We start from the raw sequence: 25,676 nt of genomic DNA on the forward strand, positions 1-25,676 counted from the left end.
TCCGTTAAAGCGTCCTGAATACCAGTAACAACAAGCAAGCAAAGACCGGTACCGCAGCCGTCAGGCTATCAATACGATCTAAAATACCACCGTGTCCTGGAATTAAATGACCGCTGTCCTTAATTCCTGCTTCACGCTTAAACATACTCTCGGTCAGATCGCCGAGCACTGAGGCTAACGCTGCGACAATAGAGCAAATGAGTAAGGTGACGGGAGCGACGTCGAGATTCGCCCACATGCCATAACCCCATGAGATTACCGCTGCAGTAGCGAGTCCACCGATAAAGCCTTGCCAGGTTTTACCCGGAGAAACCTTCGGAGCCAGCTTATGTTTACCAAACAATTTGCCAAACATATATGCGCCGGAGTCAGCGCCCCATACCAGGATCATGACATAGAGCAGCCATATTGCGCCACTGTAATGATTCTCGTCATAGTGCCAGGCCCGTAACGCCAGCATGCCCCAGAAGAAGGGAACAATGGTTAGCACGCCAAAAATAAGGCGCAATGTTTTAGAGTTACGCCAGATTGCTGCGGAACCTGGGTAAAACAGCACCAGCAATAGCGCGACAATCCACCAACCCAGCGAAGCCCAAAGTGAGATTTCAACCAGCGGTTGATGAATATTTCGGTGATATTCCGGCAACAGAAAAAGCATCAGCGCCAACAATAACCCGCATAACACCGCCAACCATACTCGCTGCGAACGAGTGGTAAAACCGCTAAGCTGTCCCCATTCCCACGCTGCCAGCATGCAGACCACCAGCGTTACAATGGCGAACCCCACCGGCGGCAACAGAAACAACGCCGCGATGACGACGGGTATTAACACAAAAGCAGATATCAGGCGATACTTCAGCAAAAGCGACCCCCATCAGGCTGTTTCATCACCGGGCTCGGTGCCGCCGAAACGACGCTCTCGATTAGCAAAGGCATTTAACGCCCCTTCAAAGTCTTGTTCATCGAAATCGGGCCAGAGAACATCTGTAAAGTAAAGTTCGGCATAGGCAATTTGCCAAAGCAAAAAGTTACTAATGCGATGCTCCCCCCCAGTCCTAATTACTAAATCTACAGGGGCCAGTTCATGCATACAGACATGCTGGTTTAGCATCTCTTCATCTATCTGATCTGGTTGCAGGTTTCCTTGCTGCACCTTTTCAGCCAGTTGCCTGACTCCCTGGACTATATCCCAACGTCCACCGTAGTTCGCCGCAATATTCAGCGTCAGACCGGTATTCCCGGCTGTTAGCGCTTCAGATTTACGAATACGTTCTTGCAAACGCGAGTTAAAGCGACTGGTATCGCCAATAATACGCAGACGCACGTTATGTCGGTGCAGACTTTTTACTTCGCTATCGAGCGCCCACACAAACAGTTCCATTAACGCACTGACTTCCTGCGCTGGTCGGTTCCAGTTTTCACTACTAAAGGCATACAGCGTTAACGCCTCAATACCGTTGTTGGCCGCAAAAGAGACAGCCCGGCGGACGGATTTTGCCCCGGCTTTATGCCCAAAGGCACGAATCTTCCCTTGCTTTTTTGCCCAGCGACCATTGCCGTCCATAATGATCGCAACATGACGGCAGCCATGCGCTGGCAATTTTTCGCTAAGTGGTTGAGTAGCAGACAACATCACGCGTTTTTTATTCCCTGACAGGGTTTACGGTACTCAGGAATACTGAAGCCTATACAAAAAAAAGCCGTGTAAAACCACGGCATACCTGACCTTATAAAGCCAACTACTTACGATCAGATGGCGCAGACTATATCACCGAAGCCCTACGCTAACAAATAGCGCGACTCTCTGTAGCCGGATTATCCTCAGCTTGCGAGACGCATCACCTCTTTTCTGGCGACTTCACGCGCGTTCGCATCAACAGATAACACATCGTCCACACATTGTGGTTCGCGCATATCCATTTTTTCCAGTACGGATAAATTCAACGCAGCGATATCCGTAAAGCGGATTTGTTGCGCAAGAAAAGCAGCAACGGTGATTTCGTTTGCGGCATTCAATGCTGTCGTCGCTGCCTGGCCTTGTTCGAACGCCTCCATCGCCAGTTTCAGGCATGGATAACGATCATAATCCGGTGCGGCAAATGTCAACGCACTTAGTTTGCAAAAATCGAGCGGCTTCACGCCAGAGTTCACGCGATTCGGCCATGCCATGGTGTGGGCAATTGGCGTACGCATATCCGGTTCCCCCAGCTGCGCCAGAACACTGCCGTCCTGATAGCGCACCATTGAGTGAATCACTGACTGCGGGTGAATCAGCACTTCCATCTGGCTGGCGCTGGCGTTAAACAGCCAACGCGCTTCAATGTATTCCAGACCTTTGTTCATCATGGTAGCCGAATCGACAGAAATTTTACGTCCCATCGACCAGTTCGGATGACGGCAGGCTTGATCGGGCGTCATTGTTGCCAAATCGCGCAATGGCGTCTCACGGAAAGGGCCACCAGACCCGGTAAGTAAAATGGACACCACGCCATTTTGCTCAAGGTCAGCGTATCCCAGATTATGCTGGATAGGTTGCGGTAAACTCTGAAAAATGGCGTTATGTTCGCTATCGACCGGTAACAATTGCGCTTTGCTCTGCTTTACGGCGTCCATAAACAGACGTCCGCAGGTAACCAGTGATTCTTTATTGGCCAGCAAAATGGTTTTACCCGCGCGGATCGCAGCAAGCGTAGGTAACAGCCCAGCAGCGCCAACAATGGCTGCCATCACCTGATCAACATCCTCAAGCGCTGCCATATCGCAAGCGGCTTGTTGCCCACTTAAGACTTCGGTGCGGCTACCCTGTTGCTGTAGCATCGTTTTAAGAAGTTTCGCACTCGCTTCATCGTCCATTACGGCATAGCGGGGAGAGAATTCCAGGCACTGTTCTACCATGCGAGTGACATTTTTGCCTGCCACCAGCGCAACTACGCGGAAGTGTTCGGGATTATGGCGCACCACGTCCAGCGTGCTGCAACCAATCGAGCCGGTCGAGCCCAGAATGGTGAGTTGCTTCATGAAACATCCAGAGTTGAGACAGAATAAAAAGCAAAACGCCGCCAGCCGATCCGCAAGGATCTACTGAGCGGCGTTTTTGTCGTTCAAGAAATCAGAACTGCATCAGTTCTGCTTCTTTGTCTGCCAGCGCCGCTTCAATTTTCTTGATTGCAGCATCAGTCAGTTTCTGTACATCGTCCTGAGAACGGCGATCGTCGTCTTCGCTGATCTCTTTATCTTTCAACAGTGCTTTCACTTTGTCGTTCGCGTCACGACGCACGTTACGTACTGCAACACGCGCTTGTTCTGCTTCACCACGAACGATTTTGGTCAGATCTTTACGACGTTCTTCCGTCAGCGGCGGCAGCGGAACACGGATGTCGCTACCCGCAGAGTTCGGGTTCAGGCCAAGATCGGACGCCATAATCGCTTTTTCAACGGCCGGAGACATTGAACGATCAAACACGTTGATTTTCAGAGTACGGGAATCTTCTACCGTTACGCTTGCCAGCTGACGCAGCGGCGTCGGCGTGCCGTAATATTCCACGACAATGCCATCCAGCAGGCTGGGAGAAGCACGACCCGTGCGTATTTTGCTGATTTGGGTTTTGAACGCTTCTACGCATTTGTCCATGCGTACTTCAGCATCTTTTCTGATATCGCTAATCACGTTACGAATCCTTGAAAACTTGTCTCAGTCAGACCAGACAGTCACACACAGTGGAAGTGTGCTAAGTATAGCCCTGATTAAACATATTACGGGTAAGATCCCCCGCGATACTTACGCGGAATCTTACCCTTATTTATCCATCACGGGAATTATTCCGTGATTAAAGTCCCTTCTTTTTCACCCATTACCACACGGCGCAGCGCACCCGGTTTGTTCATGTTGAAAACACGAATCGGTAATTTATGGTCACGAGCCAGCGTGAAGGCCGCCAGGTCCATGACTTTCAGCTCTTTTTCCAGCACTTCGCTGTAAGTCAGTTGCTCGTACATGGTTGCGGTTGGATCTTTCGCCGGATCAGCGGTAAACACGCCGTCAACTTTGGTTGCTTTCAGCACCACATCGGCTTCAATTTCGATACCACGCAGGCAAGCTGCTGAGTCGGTGGTAAAGAACGGGTTACCTGTACCGGCGGAGAGGATCACCACACGGTTGTTGCGCAACAGGCTGATAGCTTCTGCCCAGCTGTAGCTGTCGCACACGCCATTCAATGGAATAGCGGACATCAGACGAGCGTTCACATAGGCGCGGTGCAGTGCATCACGCATTGCCAGGCCGTTCATTACGGTCGCCAGCATCCCCATGTGGTCGCCCACAACGCGGTTCATACCCGCTTTCGCCAGACCAGCGCCACGGAACAGGTTACCCCCACCAATCACCACACCAACCTGAATACCCAGTTCAACCAGTTCTTTGATTTCCTGAGCCATACGATCCAGTATGCTTGCATCAATACCGAAGCCTTCAGTGCCCTGCAGAGCTTCGCCACTCAACTTAAGCAGAATGCGTTTATAGACGGGTTTTGCATTGGTAGCCATGTTTCTTTCCTGAGACTGTCAACGATTGAAATGAATTAATACTAGCGACATTGTACGTCGCTTTTCAGCGCAGCCCCACAAGGGTTAGCTGAATTTACAAGATGGGCACAAAAAGAAGCCGCCCTCAGGCGGCTCCTTTTTGATAATTAAGACTGCTTGGACATCGCAGCAACTTCTGCTGCAAAGTCAGTCTCAACTTTCTCGATGCCTTCACCCACTTCGAAGCGGATGAAGCCAGTCACTTCAGCGTTATGCTCTTTCAGCAGCTGACCAACAGTTTTGCTTGGTTCCATAACGAACGGCTGACCGGTCAGAGAAACTTCGCCGGTGAATTTCTTCATGCGGCCTTCAACCATTTTCTCTGCGATTTCTTTCGGCTTACCAGACTGCATCGCGATATCCAGCTGTACCTGGTATTCTTTTTCTACCACTTCAGCGGATACGTCTTCTGGTTTGATGAATTCTGGCTTGCTTGCAGCAACGTGCATAGCGATGTGTTTAACCAGCTCTTCGTCAGCGCCTTTAGCAGCAACCAGAACGCCGATACGCGCACCGTGCTGATAAGAACCCAGAACGTCGCCTTCCAGCGCAGCAACGCGGCGAATGTTGATGTTTTCACCAATTTTCGCTACCAGCGCAACACGTTCTTCTTCGAACTGTGCTTTCAGAACTTCAACGTCAGTGATTTTGCCAGCAACAGCTGCGTCCAGAACTTTGTCTGCGAACGCCTGGAAACCAGCGTCTTTTGCAACGAAGTCAGTCTGGCAGTTAACTTCCAGAATGATGCCGTAGTTGCCGTCGATTTTGGTTTTGATCACGCCGTCAGCAGCAACGTTGCCTGCTTTTTTCGCTGCTTTAATAGCACCGGACTTACGCATGTTTTCGATTGCCAGCTCGATGTCGCCGTTAGCTTCAGTCAGTGCTTTTTTGCAATCCATCATGCCTGCGCCAGTACGCTCACGCAGCTCTTTTACCAGGGATGCGGTAATTTCAGCCATTCTAAAATCCTCGGAGATGTGATCTGCCCGGCATTAAACCGCACAGATATAAAAGTGAAAAAGGGGGCCATATGCAGGCCCCCTAACCAAACGTGTACTACCTGGTCTATAAGGGCTCGTACGAGCGTGCCTTATTACTCAGCTTCTACGAAGCTTTCTTCCGCCTGGGAAGCCAGATCCTGAGAACGGCCTTCACGTACGGTTGCAGCAACAGCGCCCAGGTACAGGGTCACAGCACGGATTGCGTCGTCGTTACCCGGGATAACGAAGTCAACACCGTCCGGATCAGAGTTGGTATCAACGATAGCAAATACCGGAATACCCAGGTTGTTTGCTTCTTTGATAGCAATGTGTTCGTGGTCAGCATCGATTACAAACAGAGCGTCCGGCAGACCGCCCATGTCTTTGATACCGCCCAGGCTGTTTTCCAGTTTCTCCAGCTCACGAGTGCGCATCAGCGCTTCTTTCTTGGTCAGCTTGTCGAAAGTACCGTCCTGAGACTGAGTTTCCAGGTCTTTCAGACGTTTGATGGACTGACGAACGGTTTTCCAGTTAGTCAGCATACCGCCCAGCCAGCGATGGTTCACGAAGAACTGGTCGCAGCTCAGAGCAGCGTCTTTCACCGCTTCGCTTGCAGCGCGTTTAGTACCAACGAAAAGGATTTTACCTTTGCGAGAAGCAATCTTGTTCAGTTCAGCCAGAGCTTCGTTGAACATCGGTACAGTTTTCTCAAGGTTGATGATGTGAACTTTGTTACGCGCACCGAAGATGAACGGCTTCATTTTCGGGTTCCAGTAACGGGTCTGGTGACCGAAGTGAACACCAGCCTTGAGCATGTCGCGCATGGAAACAGTTGCCATGATTAAAACCTCTATATAAAAGTTGGGGTTATGCCTCCACGTATCCCATATTACCGACCCCAAAGGGCACCCCGGAATATGTGCCGATACGTGTGTGTTGTTACACAAAGTGAGATTGTCGCTTCCGTCCAGTCTGTGTATACGAAATGGATCGGAAGTCCGGCGCGCTTTATACCACAAATACGTCTGGGACACCAATAATTGTTGGCGCTGTGTACAGCATCAGACGTCGAATTTTCTATTATAGAAAACCTTCAGTGGCACGTTTGGCGAAATTCAGAATGATTCTCAATTTGCCCGGGTGTGATACCATTGACGGCACTTACATATATATTGTCGGTATCACCGACGCTGATGGACAGAATTAATGGCTATCTCAATCAAGACCCCAGAAGATATCGAAAAAATGCGCGTCGCTGGCCGACTGGCTGCCGAAGTGCTGGAGATGATCGAACCATATGTTAAACCGGGCGTCAGCACCGGTGAGCTGGATCGCATCTGTAATGATTACATTGTTAATGAACAACACGCGGTTTCTGCCTGCCTCGGCTATCACGGTTATCCGAAATCCGTTTGCATCTCAATTAATGAAGTGGTGTGCCACGGTATCCCGGACGATGCTAAGCTGCTGAAAGATGGCGATATCGTTAACATTGATGTCACCGTAATCAAAGATGGTTTCCACGGCGATACCTCGAAAATGTTTATCGTCGGTAAGCCGACCATCATGGGCGAACGTCTGTGCCGTATCACGCAAGAAAGCCTGTACCTGGCGCTACGCATGGTAAAACCAGGCATTAATCTGCGCGAAATCGGTGCGGCGATTCAGAAATTTGTCGAAGCAGAAGGCTTCTCCGTCGTTCGTGAATATTGCGGACACGGTATTGGTCGCGGCTTCCATGAAGAACCGCAGGTGCTGCACTATGACTCCCGTGAAACCAACGTCGTACTGAAACCTGGGATGACGTTCACCATCGAGCCAATGGTCAACGCGGGTAAAAAAGAGATCCGCACCATGAAAGATGGCTGGACGGTAAAAACCAAAGATCGCAGCTTGTCTGCACAATATGAGCATACTATTGTGGTGACTGATAACGGCTGCGAAATTCTGACACTACGCAAGGATGACACCATCCCGGCGATAATCTCGCACGACGAATAAAATGAAGCCGGCGAATGCCGGCTTTTTTAATGCGATAATTTAATCTTATGGGTGGCGCACAATGAATACCCTTCCAGAACAGTACGCAAACACCGCTCTCCCCACCCTGCCCGGTCAACCGCAAAATCCATGCGTCTGGCCCCGTGATGAATTAACCGTCGGTGGGATAAAAGCCCATATCGATACTTTCCAGCGTTGGCTGGGTGATGCCTTTGACAATGGGATCTCTGCAGAACAGTTGATTGAGGCGCGCACCGAGTTTATCGACCAGCTCCTGCAACGATTATGGATTGAAGCGGGATTCAGCCAGATTGCCGACCTGGCATTGGTCGCCGTCGGTGGCTACGGTCGTGGCGAGCTGCATCCACTTTCTGACATCGATTTACTGATTTTAAGCCGTAAAAAGCTCCCGGACGATCAGGCGCAAAAAGTGGGCGAGCTGTTAACGCTGCTCTGGGATGTAAAGCTGGAAGTCGGTCATAGTGTGCGCACGCTTGAAGAGTGCATGCTGGAAGGGTTATCGGATTTAACCGTCGCCACCAATTTGATCGAATCCCGCTTATTAATTGGCGATGTTGCGCTATTTCTTGAACTGCAAAAACATATTTTCAGCGAAGGATTCTGGCCTTCCGACAAGTTCTACGCGGCGAAAGTTGAAGAACAGAACCAGCGCCATCAGCGTTACCACGGCACCAGCTACAATCTTGAACCAGACATCAAAAGTAGCCCTGGCGGCTTGCGCGATATCCACACTCTGCAATGGGTGGCCCGCCGTCATTTTGGCGCAACATCGCTGGATGAAATGGTTGGGTTTGGCTTCTTAACCTCAGCGGAGCGGGCGGAATTAAACGAATGTCTGCATATATTGTGGCGTATTCGCTTTGCCCTGCATCTGGTCGTCAGCCGTTACGATAATCGCCTGTTATTCGATCGCCAGCTTAGCGTCGCCCAGCGTCTGAATTACAGTGGCGAAGGTAACGAACCGGTCGAGCGGATGATGAAGGATTACTTCCGCGTGACACGCCGCGTCAGTGAACTCAACCAGATGCTGCTGCAACTGTTCGATGAAGCCATCCTCGCCCTTCCCGCCGACGAAAAACCACGTCCAATCGACGATGAGTTTCAGCTACGCGGTACGCTAATCGACCTGCGTGATGAAACACTATTTATGCGCCAGCCGGAAGCCATCTTGCGTATGTTCTACACCATGGTGCGCAACAGTGCGATCACCGGCATTTACTCCACCACGCTGCGCCAGTTACGCCATGCCCGGCGCCATCTGCAACAACCGCTGTGTAATATTCCGCAAGCACGAAAACTGTTTTTGAGCATTCTGCGTCACCCCGGAGCGGTGCGGCGCGGGCTATTGCCAATGCATCGCCATAGCGTACTCGGCGCGTATATGCCGCAATGGTCACATATCGTCGGGCAGATGCAGTTTGATCTGTTCCACGCCTACACGGTGGATGAACATACTATCCGCGTGATGCTGAAACTGGAGAGTTTTGCCAGTGAAGAAACGCGCCAGCGCCATCCGTTGTGTGTGGACGTCTGGCCGCGCCTACCGTCAACTGAGCTGATTTTCATCGCCGCGCTGTTTCACGATATCGCCAAAGGACGCGGCGGCGACCACTCTATTCTCGGTGCTCAGGATGTAGTGCATTTTGCCGAACTCCACGGGCTGAACTCACGCGAAACACAGCTGGTCGCCTGGCTGGTTCGCCAGCACTTGCTGATGTCGGTGACAGCTCAGCGTCGCGATATTCAGGACCCGGAAGTCATCAAGCAGTTTGCCGAAGAAGTTCAAACGGAAAATCGTCTGCGCTATCTGGTATGCCTGACAGTGGCTGACATTTGCGCCACCAACGAAACGCTGTGGAATAGCTGGAAGCAAAGTCTGTTGCGCGAACTCTATTTCGCCACCGAAAAGCAGCTACGACGCGGAATGCAAAACACGCCGGATATGCGCGAACGGGTTCGCCATCACCAACTCCAGGCGCTGGCACTACTGCGCATGGATAACATCGACGAAGAGGCGCTGCACCAAATTTGGTCACGCTGTCGTGCTAACTATTTTGTCCGCCATAGCCCAAATCAACTGGCCTGGCATGCGCGCCATTTATTACAGCATGATTTAAGCAAACCGCTGGTATTGCTTAGTCCGCAGGCTACGCGTGGAGGCACCGAGATTTTTATCTGGAGCCCGGACCGCCCCTATCTGTTTGCCGCCGTCTGTGCCGAATTAGACCGCCGCAATTTAAGTGTCCACGACGCACAAATTTTCACCACTCGCGACGGTATGGCGATGGATACCTTCATCGTGCTGGAACCCGATGGTAGCCCGCTATCCGCAGATCGTCATGAGGTTATTCGGTTTGGTCTGGAGCAAGTACTGACACAAAGTAGCTGGCAGCCACCACAGCCGCGTCGTCAACCGGCTAAACTACGTCACTTTACTGTTGAAACCGAAGTGACGTTTTTGCCAACCCATACCGACCGCAAATCGTTCCTTGAGCTTATCGCGCTCGACCAGCCAGGACTGCTGGCGAGAGTCGGGAAAATTTTTGCCGATCTGGGAATTTCGCTCCATGGTGCCCGAATTACAACCATTGGCGAGCGAGTAGAAGATTTATTCATAATTGCCACCGCTGACCGGCGTGCTCTTAATAACGAGTTGCAGCAGGAAGTGCATCAGCGGTTGACAGAGGCCCTCAATCCAAACGATAAAGGGTGATGTGTTTACTGATATGAAAAGAGTTTAACAATGCAGCAGTTACAGAACATTATTGAAACCGCTTTTGAACGCCGTGCCGAGATCACGCCAGCCAATGCAGACACCGTTACCCGCGAAGCGGTAAATCAGGTGATCGCCCTGCTGGATTCCGGCGCACTGCGTGTTGCGGAAAAAATTGACGGTCAATGGGTGACGCATCAGTGGTTGAAAAAAGCGGTGCTGCTCTCTTTCCGTATTAATGATAATCAGGTGATCGAAGGGGCAGAAAGCCGCTACTTCGACAAAGTGCCGATGAAATTCGCCGACTACGACGAAGCACGTTTCCAGAAAGAAGGCTTCCGCGTTGTACCACCTGCGGCGGTACGTCAGGGTGCATTTATTGCCCGTAACACCGTGCTGATGCCGTCTTACGTCAACATCGGCGCATATGTTGACGAAGGCACCATGGTTGATACCTGGGCGACCGTCGGTTCTTGTGCGCAGATTGGTAAAAACGTCCACCTTTCCGGTGGCGTGGGCATCGGCGGTGTGCTGGAACCGCTGCAGGCTAACCCAACCATCATTGAAGATAATTGCTTCATCGGCGCGCGCTCTGAAGTGGTTGAAGGGGTGATTGTCGAAGAAGGTTCCGTCATTTCCATGGGCGTATACATTGGTCAGAGCACCCGTATTTACGACCGTGAAACCGGCGAAATCCACTACGGTCGCGTTCCGGCGGGGTCTGTGGTTGTTTCAGGTAATCTGCCGTCGAAAGATGGCAAATACAGCCTCTACTGTGCGGTTATCGTTAAGAAAGTTGACGCGAAAACTCGCGGCAAAGTCGGCATTAACGAACTGCTGCGTACCATCGACTAAAAGTATGCACACGGGCAGCACGACGCTGCCCGATTGCTTTCTGGTTCAGAATAATTCGTCCTACTCATTCTTCCTCCCCCTTTTTTAAATACTTTTTCATCTTGTTTCGGACTGTCATGTAATTCGCAAAACGAAGATAAATGTGCTAATCCATCCCATGGAATATCGCCACAATAAAGCAGGTAATTTTTTGATTTTTACGCCATGATAGAAGTCTGGAAGAAAAAGGCTTTCTGCGATCACAGTCGAGCCGGGCGGGCCAGGCCAAATGCTAAAATAAGCACAATTTACTGACTCATTTTGAGGTAACGCTATGTACGACAATCTGAAAAGTCTGGGTATTACCAATCCTGAAGAAATTGATCGTTACAGCCTCCGGCAGGAAGCCAACAACGATATTCTGAAAATCTATTTCCAGAAAGACAAAGGCGAGTTTTTCGCCAAGAGCGTTAAGTTTAAATATCCGCGTCAGCGTAAAACGGTCGTCGCTGATGGTGTGGGTCAGGGTTATAAAGAAGTCCAGGAAATCAGCCCGAATCTACGGTATATCATTGATGAGCTTGATCAAATCTGTCAGCGTGACCGCAGCGAAGTTGATCTTAAGCGTAAGATCCTCGACGACTTACGTCACCTGGAGTCAGTCGTAACCAATAAGATCAGCGAGATTGAAGCCGATCTGGAAAAACTAACGCGTAAATAATCCCGAATTGACGGTTAACTCGGGCATTCCCCTCTCCCCTTCGGGCTGAGGGGAATGAGCCAGCGCCGCCTCAACCTTAACGCATAACCTACCGCTCTTCATCCAGTTGTAACGCCACATACAGCAGCAACCTGTCATCAAAATTGCCCAAATCAAGCCCGGTCAGTTCCGATATACGATTAAGCCGATACTCCAGGGTATTACGATGAATAAACAACGCCTTTGACGTTGCCAGCGGTTGCACATTGTGACGAAACCACGCCGCCAGCGTTCGTCGCAGCAAGCCGTTATTGTCCATCGCTTTCAGCCGCGCCAGCGGTCGCGCCAGTTCGTTGGCCTGCCAGTCGCCACGCAAACTGTCGAGTAACACAGGTAACATCAGATCCTGATAAAAATAGCAGCGACTTTCTGGCATCCGCTGTTTACCCACCACCATCGTCGTTTTCGCCGTACGATAGGATCGGGCAATACTGCCAGGACCGGTAAAATAGTTGCCCAGTGAAACGCGAAAACGCAGCTGGCCGTACTCTTTCATGCGGGTAATCAGTTGTTCAACTCGCTTACGATGATCTTCTGCATCCCAGCGCCCAAAAGAGTTCAACGCCGGTTTCAACACCACCATTTCGGTTAGCGAGACAATCGCCACCAGATTATTACGCTCGGGCGTAGTCAGCGCGTTTTGCAGTTGTTGTAACTCCGCCATTGCGCTGTCCACACCAAGCTGACCGCTGTCGACCTCAACAATAGCCACCACTCGCGGTTGATTGAGATCGATCCCCAGCCGTTGCGCCCATTCAGTAAGTGCGGGAGTATTCTCCTCAGCCTGAATCAGGTTCATCACCAGTTCCTCCCGCAAACGGCTATCCTGCGCCAACAAGTGCATCAACCGCGACTGTTCCAGCATCATTTCAGCCGTCATGCAGACCAGTTCGCCATATTTACGCAGATTCTCTGGTTCACCTGTCAGGCCAATTACGCCGACAATTTCACCTTCCAGCCGTAACGGTAGATTAATCCCTTGCCGCACACCGTGCAGATGACGTGCCACCGCGTCATCGATATCGACGACTCGTCCCTGTGAAAGTACCAGCAATGCACCTTCGTGCAATTCACCAATACGATCACGATCGCCGCTGCCGATAATTCGCCCACGGGCATCCATTACGTTGATATTGGTATCGATGATGCGCATGGTACGTGCCACGATATCCTGCGCCATTTTGGTATCAAGATGCCAGCCAGCCATAAGTCCTCCGTTATGCACGGCTTAGCATAAGGAAGTACGTAACGTACGGCATTGTGCAAATGCCTAAAGGATGATGAAGATGTATGGAGTTGTGGTGAAGTTCACAGATTGTAAGGAGAACCCCTTCCCGTTTTCAGGAAGGGGTTGAGGGAGATTACTGCATTAACAGGTAGATGGTGCTGTCGCCGCGCTGAATGTTCAGTGCCAGCACAGACGGTTTGCTGTCGAGAACTTTACGCAGTTCAGCGATGTTTTTCACTGCCTGCTGGTTCGCGCCAATAATCACATCACCTTTCTTCAGGCCGATCTGCGCAGCCGGAGTGCCCGTTTTCACGTTGTTCACTACCACGCCCTGATCTTTGCCTTTGTTGCTCATCTCAGCGCCTTCAATGCCGTTGAAGATGGAGCTGGAATCAACCTGATTCTGGCTGCTCTGCTGCAGTTCCAGGTTCACGTTAACCTGCTTACCGTCGCGCAGTAAGCCCAGGGTCAGTTTGCTGCCCACCGGCATAGTACCCACCTGAGCACGCAGGGCGGCAAAGCTGCTGATCGGCTTACCGTTCAGTGAGGTGATCACATCACCCGCTTTAATGCCCGCTTTTGCAGCGGAGGAGTTAGGCAGAACCTGGCTTACGAAAGCACCGCGCTGGGCGTCAACTTTCATCGCTTTCGCCAGTTCGGAGTTCAGCTCAGTCCCCATAATACCCAGCTCACCGCGTTTCACCTGGCCGTATTCCACCATCTGCGAGGTCAGGTTTTTCACCATGTTGCTCGGGATAGCAAAACCGATACCGATGTTGCCGCCGTCCGGTGCGAGGATCGCGGTGTTGATACCGATCAGTTCACCGTTCAGGTTAACCAGCGCACCACCGGAGTTACCACGGTTGATCGCTGCATCGGTCTGGATGAAGTTTTCGTAGTTTTCGGCATTCAGGCCGCTACGCCCCAGCGCAGAGACAATCCCGGAAGTTACCGTCTCGCCCAAACCAAACGGGTTACCAATCGCTACGGTGTAATCACCCACGCGCAGTGCATCAGAATCCGCCATCTTAATTGCGGTCAGGTTTTTCGGGTTCTGGATTTGGATCAGCGCGATATCAGAGCGCGGATCTTTGCCAACCATCTTCGCGTCGAACTTACGGCCATCGCTCAGTTGAACTTTAATGACCGTCGCGTTATCAACAACGTGGTTGTTGGTGACGACATAGCCTTTATCGGCATCAATGATGACGCCGGAACCCAGCGCCATGAATTTCTGTTGCTGGCCGCCACCATTACCGCCCTGGCCACCCTGGCAGAACGGAGAGCTCTGGAACGGAGAACCTTCCTGGCAGAACGGAGAATCATCACCGAAGAACTGCTGGAAATTACGCGGCATACGCGGCGTATTAACGGTTGTGCTACCTTCTACGTTAATGCTGACCACTGAAGGCATCACCTTTTCGAGCATCGGTGCAAGGCTTGGCATCTGCTGGGCTGTCGTTGCTGAAGAAGTCTCAGCCGCCGTTGCAGAGAGCGGAGATAACGCCAAACCTAAACTCAGAGCCAGTGCACTCAGTGCTAATGTGGTTTTTTTCATGTATTTCAGTCTCGATTAACAGATAACGCAAAATTGCTGTGTTCTTCAGATTCGTTTTATAGCGCGAAGTTCCGAACTAAAGTTTCTGCAAAAGGTAAAAATTTATTGTTCGTCTTTACAAAAGCCTGGTTATTGTTCTACGGCCATCAGACGTCGGTATTCATCCCACGCATAGAGGTCGGTCATACCGCTGATATAATCCTGCAGCAGGCGGCAACGGTAATAATATTCCCATAGCGGAAACTCAGGAGAATCTGACGGTAATTTACTGACAGCCTCGACATAGGCCAGCCGATGGCGCGTCGAGAGTTTGTGGAATAAGCGCGATTCAATAGGGAAACGTTTCACCCGTTCTTTTTCTACCAGTTCAGTAAAGTCTGATAACGACAGGCTTAATAAAGGACGATAAATCTCTAATAATCCGCTAATGACCCGATAGCCCTGCAATTCAAGCTGCTCGACATCTGGATGGCTAAACACATGTTTTACAGCGACATTTTTATATAGCTTAAGAAGATCGCTGCATTCGCTGGCATCTTCCAATAATGCATGATTAAACGTTCCGGCGAAAATCGCAGGCAGATTATCAATAAATCGTTGTGCCGCGTAGGGTACCAGTTTATTTAGGGTGTTTACCCGTAAATACATAAAAAACTGATCTTCCGTACTGCGGCTTAAACTATTTGAGCGTGATTTTTCCCAGGCATTTTCAACCACTAGCGAAAAGAGCGAACCTTTCTCATGCTGACCCCACGCCTCGTGCAAATGATGATAAAGCTGCTCAACGGTAAATATTCTTTTCTCTACCGCATCTTCAAGGTCTGCCACACAATAGGAGATGTCGTCTGCAGCTTCCATAATCCACGTTAATGGAAAACGACTGTAAAGCGCCAAATTAAGTTCTTTACGCAACCGGGCAATATAGGCTTCTTCAGAAAGATAATAACCCGGCTTTTTCATTAAATAGTGATGTGTCTCAGGCGTTTCGCCACGCCACCACGCTGGACGGGTATATTTTAAAATACCGCCAACCTGCGCACAGGTGAGATTCATCCGCATCAATGTATGCACCAGACGAATGCCTTGTGCATTCCCCTCAAAATGACATAAGTCCTGACGAATCTTGCGCCGCAGCTCGTTAAGCGGTTCTTCCCCGTCCCGTAAACGTAGTGCCGCCACGCTGCAGCGATCGTCAGTCAGAGGCTGGCTTTCGGCATCTTCCGGGTATAAACGCTGGCGAAACCAGTCATTTATCGCCGCTTCGCCAAAATGACCAAACGGCGGATTGCCGATATCGTGCATCAGGCATGACATCTCAACAATGCTTTCAAAAGGTCCGGTCAGTTCATCCAGGCCGTATGCTTCCAGCAATTTAAGCTCTTTCAGACGGCTTAAAATTTCTTTGGCGATGTAGCGCCCCACCTGCTGGACTTCCATCGAGTGGGTAAGACGCGTGCGCACGGCGGCATTGCGCTCCAGTGGAAAAACCTGGGTCTTTTGTTGCAGACGACGAATTGCCGGAGAGTTGATGATACGCCCGCGATCGCTCTCGAAGATCCGCAGGATCTCATGTTCGGTTTTAACGCCCTGCGGTGAACGGTAACGACGATGCCAGTTTATTTTTTTTCGGAAATCAATCTGTGCCATGTCCTCTCCCGCGTGAGAAATACGCTTCCCCGTAAGCGCATGGTAAACTATGCCTTCAAATCGGGCTTATCGCGAGTAAATCTATGAAAATCGGCATCATTGGTGCAATGGAAGAAGAAGTTACGCTGCTGCGTGACAAAATCGAAAACCGTCAAACTATCAGTCTCGGCGGTTGCGAAATCTATACCGGCCAACTGAATGGAACCGAGGTTGCGCTTCTGAAATCGGGCATCGGTAAAGTCGCTGCGGCGCTGGGTGCCACTTTGCTGTTGGAACACTGCAAGCCAGATGTGATTATTAACACCGGTTCTGCCGGTGGCCTGGCACCAACGTTGAAAGTGGGCGATATCGTTGTCTCGGACGAAGCACGTTATCACGACGCGGATGTCACGGCATTTGGTTATGAATACGGTCAGTTACCAGGCTGTCCGGCAGGCTTTAAAGCTGACGATAAACTGATCGCTGCCGCTGAGGCCTGCATTGCCGAACTGAATCTTAACGCTGTACGTGGCCTGATTGTTAGCGGCGACGCTTTCATCAACGGTTCTGTTGGTCTGGCGAAAATCCGCCACAACTTCCCACAGGCCATTGCTGTAGAGATGGAAGCGACGGCAATCGCCCATGTCTGCCACAATTTCAACGTCCCGTTTGTTGTCGTACGCGCCATCTCCGACGTGGCCGATCAACAGTCTCATCTTAGCTTCGATGAGTTCCTGGCTGTTGCCGCTAAACAGTCCAGCCTGATGGTTGAGTCACTGGTGCAGAAACTGGCACATGGCTAAGTCACTGTTCAGGGCGCTGGTCGCCCTGTCTTTTCTCGCGCCACTGTGGCTCAACGCGGCACCGCGCGTCATCACGCTTTCTCCCGCCAACACTGAACTTGCCTTTGCCGCCGGGATCACGCCGGTTGGGGTCAGCAGCTATTCCGACTATCCTCCACAAGCGCAAAAGATTGAGCAGGTTTCCACCTGGCAGGGGATGAATCTGGAACGCATTGTCGCGCTGAAACCCGATCTGGTGATTGCCTGGCGTGGAGGTAATGCCGAGCGGCAGGTTGACCAGCTGGCTTCGCTGGGAATAAAAGTGATGTGGGTCGATGCGACAAGCATTGAACAAATTGCCAATGCGTTACGTCAACTGGCCCCCTGGAGTCCGCAACCGGATAAGGCCGAACAAGCCGCGCAATCCCTGCTGGATCAGTACGCGCAATTGAAAGCGCAATATGCTGATAAACCTAAAAAACGTGTTTTTCTGCAATTCGGCATTAATCCGCCATTTACCAGTGGAAAAGAGTCGATTCAAAACCAGGTACTCGAAGTTTGTGGCGGAGAAAACATCTTTAAAGACAGCCGGGTTCCCTGGCCGCAAGTTAGCCGCGAACAGGTGTTAGCACGCTCGCCACAGGCGATTGTCATTACAGGCGGACCGGACCAAATTCCTAAAATCAAACAATACTGGGGTGAACAGCTCAAAATTCCCGTTATTCCTCTCACGAGTGACTGGTTTGAACGTGCAAGCCCACGTATTATCCTCGCTGCACAACAGCTCTGTAATGCGCTTTCACAGGTAGATTAGCGCCTGACCTTTTTAGGTGCTCAGTGGGGATTGAACAATGCTCGTCTATTGGCTGGATATAGTCGGCACAGCGGTATTTGCCATCTCCGGCGTTTTGTTAGCCGGAAAATTGCGTATGGACCCTTTTGGTGTTCTGGTATTGGGCGTGGTTACCGCAGTAGGCGGCGGAACAATTCGCGACATGGCGCTGGATCACGGCCCGGTATTTTGGGTGAAAGATCCCACCGATCTGGTCGTTGCAATGGTAACCAGCATGCTGACCATCGTGCTGGTGCGCCAGCCAAGACGCTTACCAAAATGGATGTTGCCGGTGCTGGACGCCGTTGGTCTGGCGGTGTTTGTCGGCATTGGCGTGAATAAAGCCTTTAATGCGGAAGCCGGTCCGTTAATCGCGGTTTGTATGGGCGTCATTACTGGCGTTGGCGGCGGGATCATTCGTGATGTTCTGGCCCGCGAAATCCCCATGATTTTACGTACAGAAATCTACGCAACTGCCTGTATTATCGGCGGTATTGTCCACGCTACGGCTTATTACACATTTTCCGTACCACTGGAAACAGCCAGTATGATGGGCATGGTCGTGACGCTATTGATTCGGCTGGCGGCTATTCGTTGGCATCTTAAGCTACCGACGTTTGCGCTGGATGAGAATGGGCGTTGAAGAGAGAAGATGTGCCGGATAATTTATCCGGCACATGAACAACAGATTAGATACTAAAGGAAGAACCGCAACCGCAGGTGCTTTTCGCGTTCGGGTTGGTCACGATGAAACGAGAACCTTCCAGTCCTTCGGTATAGTCAACGGAACCGCCGACCAGATATTGCAGGCTCATCGGATCAACCACCAGGCCAACGCCCTGTTTTTCGATGGTCATATCGCCTTCGTTCACCTGATCATCAAAGGTGAAACCATACTGGAAGCCGCTGCAACCGCCACCGGTGATATACACGCGTAATTTCAGATTCGGGTTATCTTCGTCAGCGATCAGGCTTTTAACTTTGTTGGCTGCTGCGTCGGTAAACTCCAGCGGCAGTGCTACGTCATCACTCATATTTTGCTCCAAACGACATCGGCAATTGGGCAAATTCTAACCCAATAATAATCGCCATTATCTAATACCCTGGTATTTCGTTCAAGTATTCTTGCTGGCTGATGCGGCCTTGCTTCGCGCCAGTTGCTCAGCTTCCTGTTTTGCCAGCGTGCGCGCAAGAATCGCCGAGTATAGCGGTTTCCCGCCGGTAAATTGCGCTAATAGTGTTGCGCCAAGACCGGTAATAATCATTGGCAAAATGAGCTGGTAGTTATCGGTCATCTCCAGAACCAGAATGATCCCCGTTAACGGCGCGCGAATAGATGCCGCCAGTAACGCCCCCATTCCGGCAATAGCAAACGTCCCCGCCTCAAGGTGATATTGCGGAAACAGCTCAACGGCAACCATTCCGAAAGCGGTTCCCAGCACAGTACCCAGCGCCAGCATCGGGGCAAAAATACCGCCCGGCGCGCCGGAAGAGAAGCAGAGTAAGGTGGTAATGACCCGCGCGACGAAGATAAACACCAGCATTCCCATGCTGAAATTCCCCGCGGTAGCGATAGGAATCAGGTTAAAACCGCCGCCCGACGTTGCTGGTGCCACAAACCCCAGCAATCCACACAGACCGCCAATCGCACCGCCCATCAGTACCCATTTGGTAATATTGCCGCCGTGCACACGGTGCAGCAAATCCTGCATCCCCAGCACCCATTTATTAAAAATAGGGCCGAAAATGCCAAAAATAATACCGAGGATCAGATAAAGCCACAGCGTATTAAGCGGCGCGTCAGAAAGTTTACCGACGTCAATCAACGCAACTTCATGATTAAAAATCCGGTACATAATGGTCGACATAATGACGCCAATAAATACCGCTTTAATCGAAATTAACGTATAGCGAAACTGCGGACGCATCTCTTCGATAATAAACAAAATACCCGCCAGCGGCGCGTTAAAGGCCGCCGCCAGACCCGCCGCCGCACCGGTTGCCAACAGCGTATGGCGAGCTTCATCACCTTTCAGGCGGAAAACATCGAGTACCATCCGCCCGATATTACCGCCGATCTGCACGGTTGGCCCTTCGCGCCCCAACACCATGCCTCCGCCGAGTGTCCCCAGCCCGCCAAAGAATTTCACCGGCAATACACGCCACCAGCGAACGGGACGTTGATCTTCCAGCGCCCCTTCAATTTCCGGGATCCCCGAACCACCTGCTTCCGGCGCGTATTTGCGCACTAAAAAGTAGCCGAACATCGCCAGCACCGCCGAACAGAGAAAAGCGACGGTTAACAGTAGCGGATAATTATCAGCAGTATGTACCAGCGCCCCCATACGTTGGTTCTGCAACCAGGCGACACCTTTGTCAAAAGCAACCGCAGCCAGCCCGACAAGCGTGCCGACGACTGCCGCCATAAACAAAATGGCTAACGGGGTTTTATCGCGCTCAAGAAGTTGGCGAATCAGTTGTCTGCGTCGCAGGCGCGCGGCCTGCGGTGTTTCTAAAGAGGGAGTATCAGTTTTCATCCAATGATCACTTATTGGTCATACAAATAAGATGACGGCATTTTACTCGCACGTTCCATGAAAATCCTTTGCAAAGCGTAATGTTTCAAATGCACAAAACTTTTATACTCTAAGAAATCAGGATTGCACCAGTACAAGCAGCCTGATGTTTGACGAGTATTTAACTTGTTATGAATAACATAGAATAGCAGCCATTCACTTTTTCTACGAATCAGGAACCCTCCATGAGTAAGTCTGAAAATCTTTACAGCGCAGCGCGCGAGCTGATCCCTGGCGGTGTGAACTCCCCTGTTCGCGCCTTTACTGGCGTGGGCGGCACTCCACTGTTTATCGAAAAAGCGGACGGCGCTTATCTGTACGATGTTGATGGCAAAGCCTATATCGATTATGTCGGTTCCTGGGGGCCGATGGTGCTGGGCCATAACCATCCGGCGATCCGCAATGCCGTGATTGAAGCCGCCGAGCGTGGTTTAAGCTTTGGTGCACCAACCGAAATGGAAGTGAAAATGGCGCAACTGGTGACCGAACTGGTCCCGACCATGGATATGGTGCGCATGGTGAACTCCGGCACTGAAGCGACAATGAGCGCCATCCGCCTGGCCCGTGGTTTTACCGGTCGCGACAAAATTATTAAATTTGAAGGATGCTACCACGGTCACGCTGACTGCCTGCTGGTGAAAGCCGGTTCTGGCGCACTCACGTTAGGTCAGCCAAACTCGCCGGGCGTTCCGGCAGATTTCGCCAAACATACCTTAACCTGTACTTATAACGATCTGGCTTCTGTACGCGCCGCGTTTGAGCAATACCCGCAAGAGATTGCCTGTATTATCGTCGAGCCGGTGGCAGGCAATATGAACTGTGTTCCACCGCTGCCAGACTTCCTGCCAGGTCTGCGCGCGCTGTGCGACGAATTTGGCGCGTTGCTGATCATCGATGAAGTGATGACCGGTTTCCGCGTAGCGCTAGCTGGCGCACAGGATTATTACGGCGTAGTGCCAGATTTAACCTGCCTCGGAAAAATCATCGGCGGTGGAATGCCGGTAGGCGCATTCGGTGGTCGTCGTGATGTAATGGATGCGCTGGCCCCGACGGGTCCGGTCTATCAGGCGGGTACGCTTTCCGGTAACCCGATTGCGATGGCAGCCGGTTTCGCCTGTCTGAATGAAGTCGCGCAGCCGGGCGTTCACGAAACGCTGGATGAGCTGACAACACGTCTGGCAGAAGGTCTGCTGGAAGCGGCAGAAGAAGCCGGAATTCCGCTGGTGGTAAACCACGTTGGCGGCATGTTCGGTATTTTCTTTACCGACGCCGAGTCCGTGACGTGCTATCAGGATGTGATGGCCTGTGACGTCGAGCGCTTTAAGCGTTTCTTCCATATGATGCTGGATGAAGGTGTTTACCTGGCACCGTCAGCGTTTGAAGCGGGCTTTATGTCTGTGGCGCACAGCAGGGAAGATATCAATAACACCATCGATGCTGCACGTCGGGTATTTGCGAAGTTGTGATAATTTTGCCTCGCCCACCGGGCGAGGCATTCTATTAACGGCTCTGCTTTCTCAGCAAATAGATAAAATATGGCGCGCCGATAAAGGTCGACAGCAGCCCCGCCGGGATCTGGAATGGAAACAGCACCATCCGCCCACACCAGTCAGCGAATACCAGCAGTAAACCACCCACCAGCGCCGAAATTACGATGTGTGGCATCGTCCGTCGAAAACCCATCATCCGCGCAATATGCGGTGCCATTAAACCAACAAAACTCAACGGTCCAATAGTCATCGTCGCGGTCGCCGTCAGGCAAGCCGCTAACAGCAGCAGCGCAATTCGCGTCGGCGTCAGCGCCATTCCTACGGCTCGGGCGGTATCACCACCCAGCGGTAAAATGGTCAGCCAGCGGCGGTACAGCGGGGTAATCGCCAGCAAAATCACCATCACAATTCCGGTACGCCAGACCTGCGCATCGGTCGCGTTGTAGGTCGAACCGGAAATCCAGGTCAGCACTTGCGCCATTCGCGGGTCACCGCTCGCCTGCAACATCATCAAAAGCATGGTGAATGCGGTACTTAACGCCATCCCCGCCAGTAACATACGGTGTGGGGAAAATCCACCGCGCCCGGCGGCGATCATAATAATCAACAGCGTCACCGCCGCACCGATACTTCCCGCGGGTAACAGCCAGCCAAAAGCATTACCCGGTACCAGAAACAGCATCAGTACCACGCCAAACGCTGCGCCGGAGCTAATCCCCAGCACTTCCGGGCTTGCCATCGGGTTGCCGGTCAGTCGCTGAATAATACAGCCCGCCACCGCCAGCATGACGCCCGCAAATAGCGCCGCCATAATTCGCGGCCAGCGCCAGGGCATTAAATCATCGAGCAACGCCCCGCTCGCCCACGTCCAGCCGTGCGCATCACGACCAAACGACAGCGCCACCACCACAGCCATCAACAGCAGCACGCCGCCCGCGAGGGCAAACGCCAGCACATGTTGGCGTTCAGCCGCGACACGATCGTTGACCTTCATATCCGGCGCGCTAATGCTGCGTAAACGCGGCAACAGCCACAGTAGCAGCGGCGCACCGATCAACGCAGTGACCGAACCGGTGGACACTTCCATCCACACACGAGTCAGCCAGAGGATGATTTGATCGGAAAGCCAGAGGATCAGCGCACCAATCAACGACGCCAGCATCAGTCGCGGCAGCAGACGCCGCGCCCCCAGCATTTTTGCCAGCAGCGGCGCGAACAACCCGATAAAGCCGATAATCCCCACTGCGTTCACCAGCAGCGCACTGATGACTATCGCCAGCGACAGCGCCGCCAGACGCGCGAGCGACAAGGCCAGCCCGAGATTGCGCGCCACGCCATCATCAAGCCCCATCAGGGTTAACGGACGAAGTAGCAGCAACGTCAGCATCACACCGCCCAGCAACTGCGGCCATAAACGCTCAACACCGCCCCAGTCGGTTTGCGTCAGCGTTCCGGTGCTCCACAGGAACATGCTTTGCAGTTGGTCATGGTGGAAGATAACCAGTAACTGATTGATTGCCCCACAATAAAGGCTCACTACCAGCCCCGCGAGGATCAGCGTTACCGGCGAAAGCCGTTTCCCCCACGCGACGCCAAAGACGATTAAGCCAACAACGCAAGCGCCCGCCAGCGCAGCAAACTGACTCGCCATCGCCCCTGGGATCGCCCAGAGCGTAGTGACGGTAATCCCCAGTTGCGCGCCTGTAGCAACGCCAAGTGTCGTCGGTTCCGCCAGCGGGTTACGCAGCACTTGCTGAAACAGCACGCCCACCAGCCCCAGGCCCGCGCCCACCAGCAGCGAAATCGCCAGACGCGGCAACAAGCTGTAGTGAAAAATCATCTGCTCGATGACGTCAATATCCGGCGACCAGGCAGCCTGCGCCCACTGGCTACGCGGCAGCGCCTGCGAGAAGTTCATCCAGGTGAGCGCCGTAGCGACAATCACTAACAGCGCCAGCAATAACGCCGGGAAAAGCGCAATTCGTTTACTCACGCTTTACCTCCGATGGCGTTATCCAGAACGCGCACAAAGTGCATTGCCGAGAGCGTCGCACCATAAAACCAGACTGCAGGTACGCGCTGAAAGCGTCCGGCGCGGACAAACGGCATGGCCTGCCACAGCGGCGTTGCCATTAGCGCATCCATGTCTTTGCTGTTGTCATGATCAAAACAGAGCACATCAACATCTTTATACGCCGCCAGACGATCGATACTGACGGCGGTGCTGCCCCAGAAGTTGGTTTCCCCTTGCCAGGCATTTGGGATACCGTACTCATCAAGAATTTCCTGGAACAAGCTGTTTGGACCGAAGACCAACATATGGCGCGGATCGATAAGCGTCGTCAGCAATAACGGGCGTGCACCACGCTTCACAAAGCGGGGTTTCATGCTGCGGATAAAGTCTTCATATTGCGCTAAATGCGTTTCTGCTGCGCTTTGCAGGTTAAGTAAATCCGCCATTTCCGTCAGCGATTTACGCGCCATCGCCAGCGGCTGTTTGCCGTCGCTGAAGTTAAAACCACGCCCCGGCGCAATACGAGCCAGCATTTCTGGTGAAGGGCCATATCCTGCCGACCAGACCATAAACGACGGTTTCATTTCGGTCAGCAGTTCAAGGTTAGGTTCTGTACGCAAACCAACGTCAATCACTGAGTCCGGCAATGGCGGTTCGCTAACCCACAGGCGATAGTTGATGGTGTCCGCCACGCCGTAAGGCACGATGCCGAGCGCCAGCAGTAATTCCACCGGCAACCACTCCAGCGCCACAATACGATTGGGATCAATAGCCGCCGCGTGGGCGGTATTCATCTGCCATAACAACGGAGAAAGCGCCATCGCCGTTAACAGTCGACGGCGCGAAATAAGAGGTAAGCCGCTCATCAATAAACAAAACTCACAGGTGCAGCACCCGCCGGATGCGGCAAAATACCCATCGGGATGCCATAAATCATTTCGAGGGTTTCGCCGCGCATAATTTCCGCAGGCGTTCCCTGAGCAATCATTTCACCGCCGCGCAGGGCGACCAGATAATCACAGTAACGCGCAGCCATATTGATATCGTGCAGCACGGCAATGACCGTCAGGCCACGTTCCTGACTTAAACGATGCACCAGTGCCAGCACATCAACCTGGTGAGCGATATCCAGCGCCGAGGTTGGCTCGTCGAGCAACAGACAACGGCTATCCTGCGCCACCAGCATGGCGATCCACGCCCGCTGACGTTCGCCGCCAGAGAGGCTATCGACCAGCCGATGCGCCAGCGGTTTTAAGCCAACCAGCGAGATAGCTTCCTCGACTTTTTCGCGATCTGCCGCCCCAAAGCGCCCCAGCGCGCCATGCCACGGGTAACGACCAATCGCCACCAGTTCACGCACGGTCATCCCTTCTGCCGGAGGAAGCTGCTGCGGCAAATAAGCCACTTTGCGGGCGAACGCTTTGCTGCTCCAGTTTTCCAGCGGCTGGGCATCAAGAAGAATCTCCCCTTCTGACGGAGGCTGATGACGGCCAAGCATTTTGAGCAGAGTGGATTTACCAGAACCGTTGTGACCAATCAGACCGGTCACTTTCCCAGCAGGAAAGGTTAACGACAGCGGATGCAAAAGCGTGCGCCCGGGCACACGAAAGGAGATATTACGCAGTGCAAAAGTGGTATCGGAATGATTCGTGTATTCCTGCATAACAGCCAACTTGTGAA

Annotated in this window: 25 protein-coding genes; 8 read left to right on the top strand and 17 right to left on the bottom strand. The window is 52.2% G+C overall.

The genetic code is table 11. The features are described 5' to 3' along the window. Positions 1-4: 4 nt before the first annotated feature. The 7 genes from cdsA to rpsB all read right to left on the bottom strand — a co-directional run bounded on the left by cdsA (position 5) and on the right by rpsB (position 6,400). On the bottom strand, positions 5-862 hold the full coding sequence (gene cdsA / locus OQV04_RS10225) for a phosphatidate cytidylyltransferase (protein ID WP_000922446.1): 858 nt from the start codon (positions 860-862) through the stop codon (positions 5-7). A 12-nt stretch (positions 863-874) separates the two neighbouring features. Next, positions 875-1,633 carry a (2E,6E)-farnesyl-diphosphate-specific ditrans,polycis-undecaprenyl-diphosphate synthase gene (gene ispU / locus OQV04_RS10230; RefSeq protein WP_001295562.1) on the bottom strand — a complete coding sequence of 253 codons (759 nt, stop codon included), beginning with the start codon at positions 1,631-1,633 and terminating at the stop codon, positions 875-877. Between the two features lie 188 nt (positions 1,634-1,821). Further along, entirely contained in the window at positions 1,822-3,018 is a 1,197-nt protein-coding gene (gene ispC, locus OQV04_RS10235; protein WP_000811923.1) for a 1-deoxy-D-xylulose-5-phosphate reductoisomerase, read from the bottom strand. A 91-nt stretch (positions 3,019-3,109) separates the two neighbouring features. Then, positions 3,110-3,667, bottom strand: coding sequence for a ribosome recycling factor (gene frr, locus OQV04_RS10240; RefSeq protein WP_000622418.1), 558 nt, complete (start codon positions 3,665-3,667; stop codon positions 3,110-3,112). 149 nt (positions 3,668-3,816) lie between these two features. Beyond that, complete coding sequence (gene pyrH / locus OQV04_RS10245; protein ID WP_000224573.1) at positions 3,817-4,542, bottom strand: UMP kinase; 726 nt, start codon at positions 4,540-4,542, stop codon at positions 3,817-3,819. 146 nt (positions 4,543-4,688) lie between these two features. Further along, complete coding sequence (tsf, locus tag OQV04_RS10250) at positions 4,689-5,540, bottom strand: translation elongation factor Ts (RefSeq protein WP_000818114.1); 852 nt, start codon at positions 5,538-5,540, stop codon at positions 4,689-4,691. Positions 5,541-5,674: 134 nt separating this feature from the next. Beyond that, positions 5,675-6,400 (bottom strand): 30S ribosomal protein S2, encoded by a 726-nt coding sequence (gene rpsB, locus OQV04_RS10255; RefSeq protein ID WP_000246882.1) that lies wholly within the window; start codon positions 6,398-6,400, stop codon positions 5,675-5,677. A gap of 367 nt (positions 6,401-6,767) precedes the next feature. Here rpsB and map point away from each other — a divergent pair, with 367 nt between their 5' ends. The 4 genes from map to OQV04_RS10275 all read left to right on the top strand — a co-directional run bounded on the left by map (position 6,768) and on the right by OQV04_RS10275 (position 11,851). Further along, positions 6,768-7,562: a type I methionyl aminopeptidase gene (gene map / locus OQV04_RS10260; RefSeq protein ID WP_001018194.1), complete on the top strand. Its 795-nt coding sequence runs from the start codon at positions 6,768-6,770 to the stop codon at positions 7,560-7,562. Between the two features lie 61 nt (positions 7,563-7,623). Continuing rightward, a complete protein-coding gene (gene glnD / locus OQV04_RS10265; protein WP_001094579.1) occupies positions 7,624-10,296 on the top strand; it encodes a bifunctional uridylyltransferase/uridylyl-removing protein GlnD in 2,673 nt (890 codons plus the stop codon). A 30-nt stretch (positions 10,297-10,326) separates the two neighbouring features. Next, positions 10,327-11,151: a 2,3,4,5-tetrahydropyridine-2,6-dicarboxylate N-succinyltransferase gene (dapD, locus tag OQV04_RS10270; protein WP_001186650.1), complete on the top strand. Its 825-nt coding sequence runs from the start codon at positions 10,327-10,329 to the stop codon at positions 11,149-11,151. Positions 11,152-11,464: 313 nt separating this feature from the next. Further along, complete coding sequence (locus tag OQV04_RS10275; protein ID WP_000272188.1) at positions 11,465-11,851, top strand: DUF3461 family protein; 387 nt, start codon at positions 11,465-11,467, stop codon at positions 11,849-11,851. An 88-nt stretch (positions 11,852-11,939) separates the two neighbouring features. Here the strand turns inward: OQV04_RS10275 and cdaR are convergent, their stop codons facing one another. The 3 genes from cdaR to dgt all read right to left on the bottom strand — a co-directional run bounded on the left by cdaR (position 11,940) and on the right by dgt (position 16,323). Beyond that, positions 11,940-13,097, bottom strand: coding sequence for a DNA-binding transcriptional regulator CdaR (cdaR, locus tag OQV04_RS10280; protein ID WP_028132486.1), 1,158 nt, complete (start codon positions 13,095-13,097; stop codon positions 11,940-11,942). 154 nt (positions 13,098-13,251) lie between these two features. Further along, a complete protein-coding gene (gene degP / locus OQV04_RS10285) occupies positions 13,252-14,676 on the bottom strand; it encodes a serine endoprotease DegP (protein WP_000753946.1) in 1,425 nt (474 codons plus the stop codon). Positions 14,677-14,805: 129 nt separating this feature from the next. Next, positions 14,806-16,323 (bottom strand): dGTPase, encoded by a 1,518-nt coding sequence (dgt, locus tag OQV04_RS10290; protein ID WP_032280279.1) that lies wholly within the window; start codon positions 16,321-16,323, stop codon positions 14,806-14,808. Between the two features lie 83 nt (positions 16,324-16,406). On the opposite strand from dgt, the gene mtnN reads away from it, so the two are divergent. From mtnN to OQV04_RS10305, 3 genes are read left to right on the top strand one after another with little or no spacing between them, the layout of a single operon-like run. After that, complete coding sequence (mtnN, locus tag OQV04_RS10295) at positions 16,407-17,105, top strand: 5'-methylthioadenosine/S-adenosylhomocysteine nucleosidase (protein ID WP_000689844.1); 699 nt, start codon at positions 16,407-16,409, stop codon at positions 17,103-17,105. After that, positions 17,098-17,898 (top strand): vitamin B12 ABC transporter substrate-binding protein BtuF, encoded by an 801-nt coding sequence (btuF, locus tag OQV04_RS10300; protein ID WP_001129927.1) that lies wholly within the window; start codon positions 17,098-17,100, stop codon positions 17,896-17,898. Before mtnN ends, btuF begins: the two co-directional genes overlap by 8 nt. Before the next feature lie 37 nt (positions 17,899-17,935). Next, a complete protein-coding gene (locus tag OQV04_RS10305) occupies positions 17,936-18,559 on the top strand; it encodes a TRIC cation channel family protein (protein WP_000964221.1) in 624 nt (207 codons plus the stop codon). 46 nt (positions 18,560-18,605) lie between these two features. Here the strand turns inward: OQV04_RS10305 and erpA are convergent, their stop codons facing one another. Genes erpA through yadX form a run of 4 tightly spaced genes read right to left on the bottom strand, consistent with a single transcriptional unit; the run spans position 18,606 to position 20,512 of the window. Next, entirely contained in the window at positions 18,606-18,950 is a 345-nt protein-coding gene (gene erpA / locus OQV04_RS10310) for an iron-sulfur cluster insertion protein ErpA (RefSeq protein WP_001295564.1), read from the bottom strand. Next, entirely contained in the window at positions 18,943-19,008 is a 66-nt protein-coding gene (yadW, locus tag OQV04_RS10315; RefSeq protein WP_120795373.1) for a small protein YadW, read from the bottom strand. The genes erpA and yadW overlap by 8 nt, the downstream gene beginning before the upstream one ends. A 23-nt stretch (positions 19,009-19,031) precedes the next feature. After that, entirely contained in the window at positions 19,032-20,453 is a 1,422-nt protein-coding gene (gene clcA / locus OQV04_RS10320; protein ID WP_032280278.1) for a H(+)/Cl(-) exchange transporter ClcA, read from the bottom strand. 11 nt (positions 20,454-20,464) lie between these two features. Next, the gene (gene yadX, locus OQV04_RS10325; protein WP_211180485.1) at positions 20,465-20,512 is read right to left on the bottom strand and encodes a protein YadX; all 48 of its coding nucleotides are present in this window, start codon (positions 20,510-20,512) and stop codon (positions 20,465-20,467) included. 165 nt (positions 20,513-20,677) lie between these two features. On the opposite strand from yadX, the gene hemL reads away from it, so the two are divergent. Beyond that, the gene (hemL, locus tag OQV04_RS10330) at positions 20,678-21,958 is read left to right on the top strand and encodes a glutamate-1-semialdehyde 2,1-aminomutase (protein WP_032280277.1); all 1,281 of its coding nucleotides are present in this window, start codon (positions 20,678-20,680) and stop codon (positions 21,956-21,958) included. A gap of 34 nt (positions 21,959-21,992) precedes the next feature. Here hemL and fhuB read toward each other — a convergent pair whose 3' ends face one another. The 3 genes from fhuB to fhuC are packed head-to-tail and all read right to left on the bottom strand — an operon-like array spanning position 21,993 to position 25,659. Then, positions 21,993-23,975: a Fe(3+)-hydroxamate ABC transporter permease FhuB gene (gene fhuB / locus OQV04_RS10335; RefSeq protein ID WP_032280276.1), complete on the bottom strand. Its 1,983-nt coding sequence runs from the start codon at positions 23,973-23,975 to the stop codon at positions 21,993-21,995. Continuing rightward, positions 23,972-24,862 carry a Fe(3+)-hydroxamate ABC transporter substrate-binding protein FhuD gene (gene fhuD, locus OQV04_RS10340; RefSeq protein WP_001310529.1) on the bottom strand — a complete coding sequence of 297 codons (891 nt, stop codon included), beginning with the start codon at positions 24,860-24,862 and terminating at the stop codon, positions 23,972-23,974. The genes fhuB and fhuD overlap by 4 nt, the downstream gene beginning before the upstream one ends. Continuing rightward, complete coding sequence (gene fhuC, locus OQV04_RS10345; protein WP_001158926.1) at positions 24,862-25,659, bottom strand: Fe3+-hydroxamate ABC transporter ATP-binding protein FhuC; 798 nt, start codon at positions 25,657-25,659, stop codon at positions 24,862-24,864. The genes fhuD and fhuC overlap by 1 nt, the downstream gene beginning before the upstream one ends. Between the last annotated feature and the right edge of the window lie 17 nt (positions 25,660-25,676).

It is taken from the genome of Escherichia sp. Lx600-2, from assembly GCF_036662595.1.
GTDB lineage: Bacteria > Pseudomonadota > Gammaproteobacteria > Enterobacterales > Enterobacteriaceae > Escherichia > Escherichia coli.

Excerpts from the sequence above, each read along its gene's own strand:
- ispU (WP_001295562.1), bottom strand. The coding sequence starts at position 1,633 with ATGTTGTCTGCTACTCAACCACTTAGCGAAAAATTGCCAGCGCATGGC.
- ispC (WP_000811923.1), bottom strand. The coding sequence starts at position 3,018 with ATGAAGCAACTCACCATTCTGGGCTCGACCGGCTCGATTGGTTGCAGC.
- pyrH (WP_000224573.1), bottom strand. The coding sequence starts at position 4,542 with ATGGCTACCAATGCAAAACCCGTCTATAAACGCATTCTGCTTAAGTTG.
- tsf (WP_000818114.1), bottom strand. The coding sequence starts at position 5,540 with ATGGCTGAAATTACCGCATCCCTGGTAAAAGAGCTGCGTGAGCGTACT.
- rpsB (WP_000246882.1), bottom strand. The coding sequence starts at position 6,400 with ATGGCAACTGTTTCCATGCGCGACATGCTCAAGGCTGGTGTTCACTTC.
- map (WP_001018194.1), top strand. The coding sequence starts at position 6,768 with ATGGCTATCTCAATCAAGACCCCAGAAGATATCGAAAAAATGCGCGTC.
- glnD (WP_001094579.1), top strand. The coding sequence starts at position 7,624 with ATGAATACCCTTCCAGAACAGTACGCAAACACCGCTCTCCCCACCCTG.
- dapD (WP_001186650.1), top strand. The coding sequence starts at position 10,327 with ATGCAGCAGTTACAGAACATTATTGAAACCGCTTTTGAACGCCGTGCC.
- OQV04_RS10275 (WP_000272188.1), top strand. The coding sequence starts at position 11,465 with ATGTACGACAATCTGAAAAGTCTGGGTATTACCAATCCTGAAGAAATT.
- cdaR (WP_028132486.1), bottom strand. The coding sequence starts at position 13,097 with ATGGCTGGCTGGCATCTTGATACCAAAATGGCGCAGGATATCGTGGCA.
- degP (WP_000753946.1), bottom strand. The coding sequence starts at position 14,676 with ATGAAAAAAACCACATTAGCACTGAGTGCACTGGCTCTGAGTTTAGGT.
- dgt (WP_032280279.1), bottom strand. The coding sequence starts at position 16,323 with ATGGCACAGATTGATTTCCGAAAAAAAATAAACTGGCATCGTCGTTAC.
- mtnN (WP_000689844.1), top strand. The coding sequence starts at position 16,407 with ATGAAAATCGGCATCATTGGTGCAATGGAAGAAGAAGTTACGCTGCTG.
- btuF (WP_001129927.1), top strand. The coding sequence starts at position 17,098 with ATGGCTAAGTCACTGTTCAGGGCGCTGGTCGCCCTGTCTTTTCTCGCG.
- OQV04_RS10305 (WP_000964221.1), top strand. The coding sequence starts at position 17,936 with ATGCTCGTCTATTGGCTGGATATAGTCGGCACAGCGGTATTTGCCATC.
- erpA (WP_001295564.1), bottom strand. The coding sequence starts at position 18,950 with ATGAGTGATGACGTAGCACTGCCGCTGGAGTTTACCGACGCAGCAGCC.
- clcA (WP_032280278.1), bottom strand. The coding sequence starts at position 20,453 with ATGAAAACTGATACTCCCTCTTTAGAAACACCGCAGGCCGCGCGCCTG.
- hemL (WP_032280277.1), top strand. The coding sequence starts at position 20,678 with ATGAGTAAGTCTGAAAATCTTTACAGCGCAGCGCGCGAGCTGATCCCT.
- fhuD (WP_001310529.1), bottom strand. The coding sequence starts at position 24,862 with ATGAGCGGCTTACCTCTTATTTCGCGCCGTCGACTGTTAACGGCGATG.
- fhuC (WP_001158926.1), bottom strand. The coding sequence starts at position 25,659 with ATGCAGGAATACACGAATCATTCCGATACCACTTTTGCACTGCGTAAT.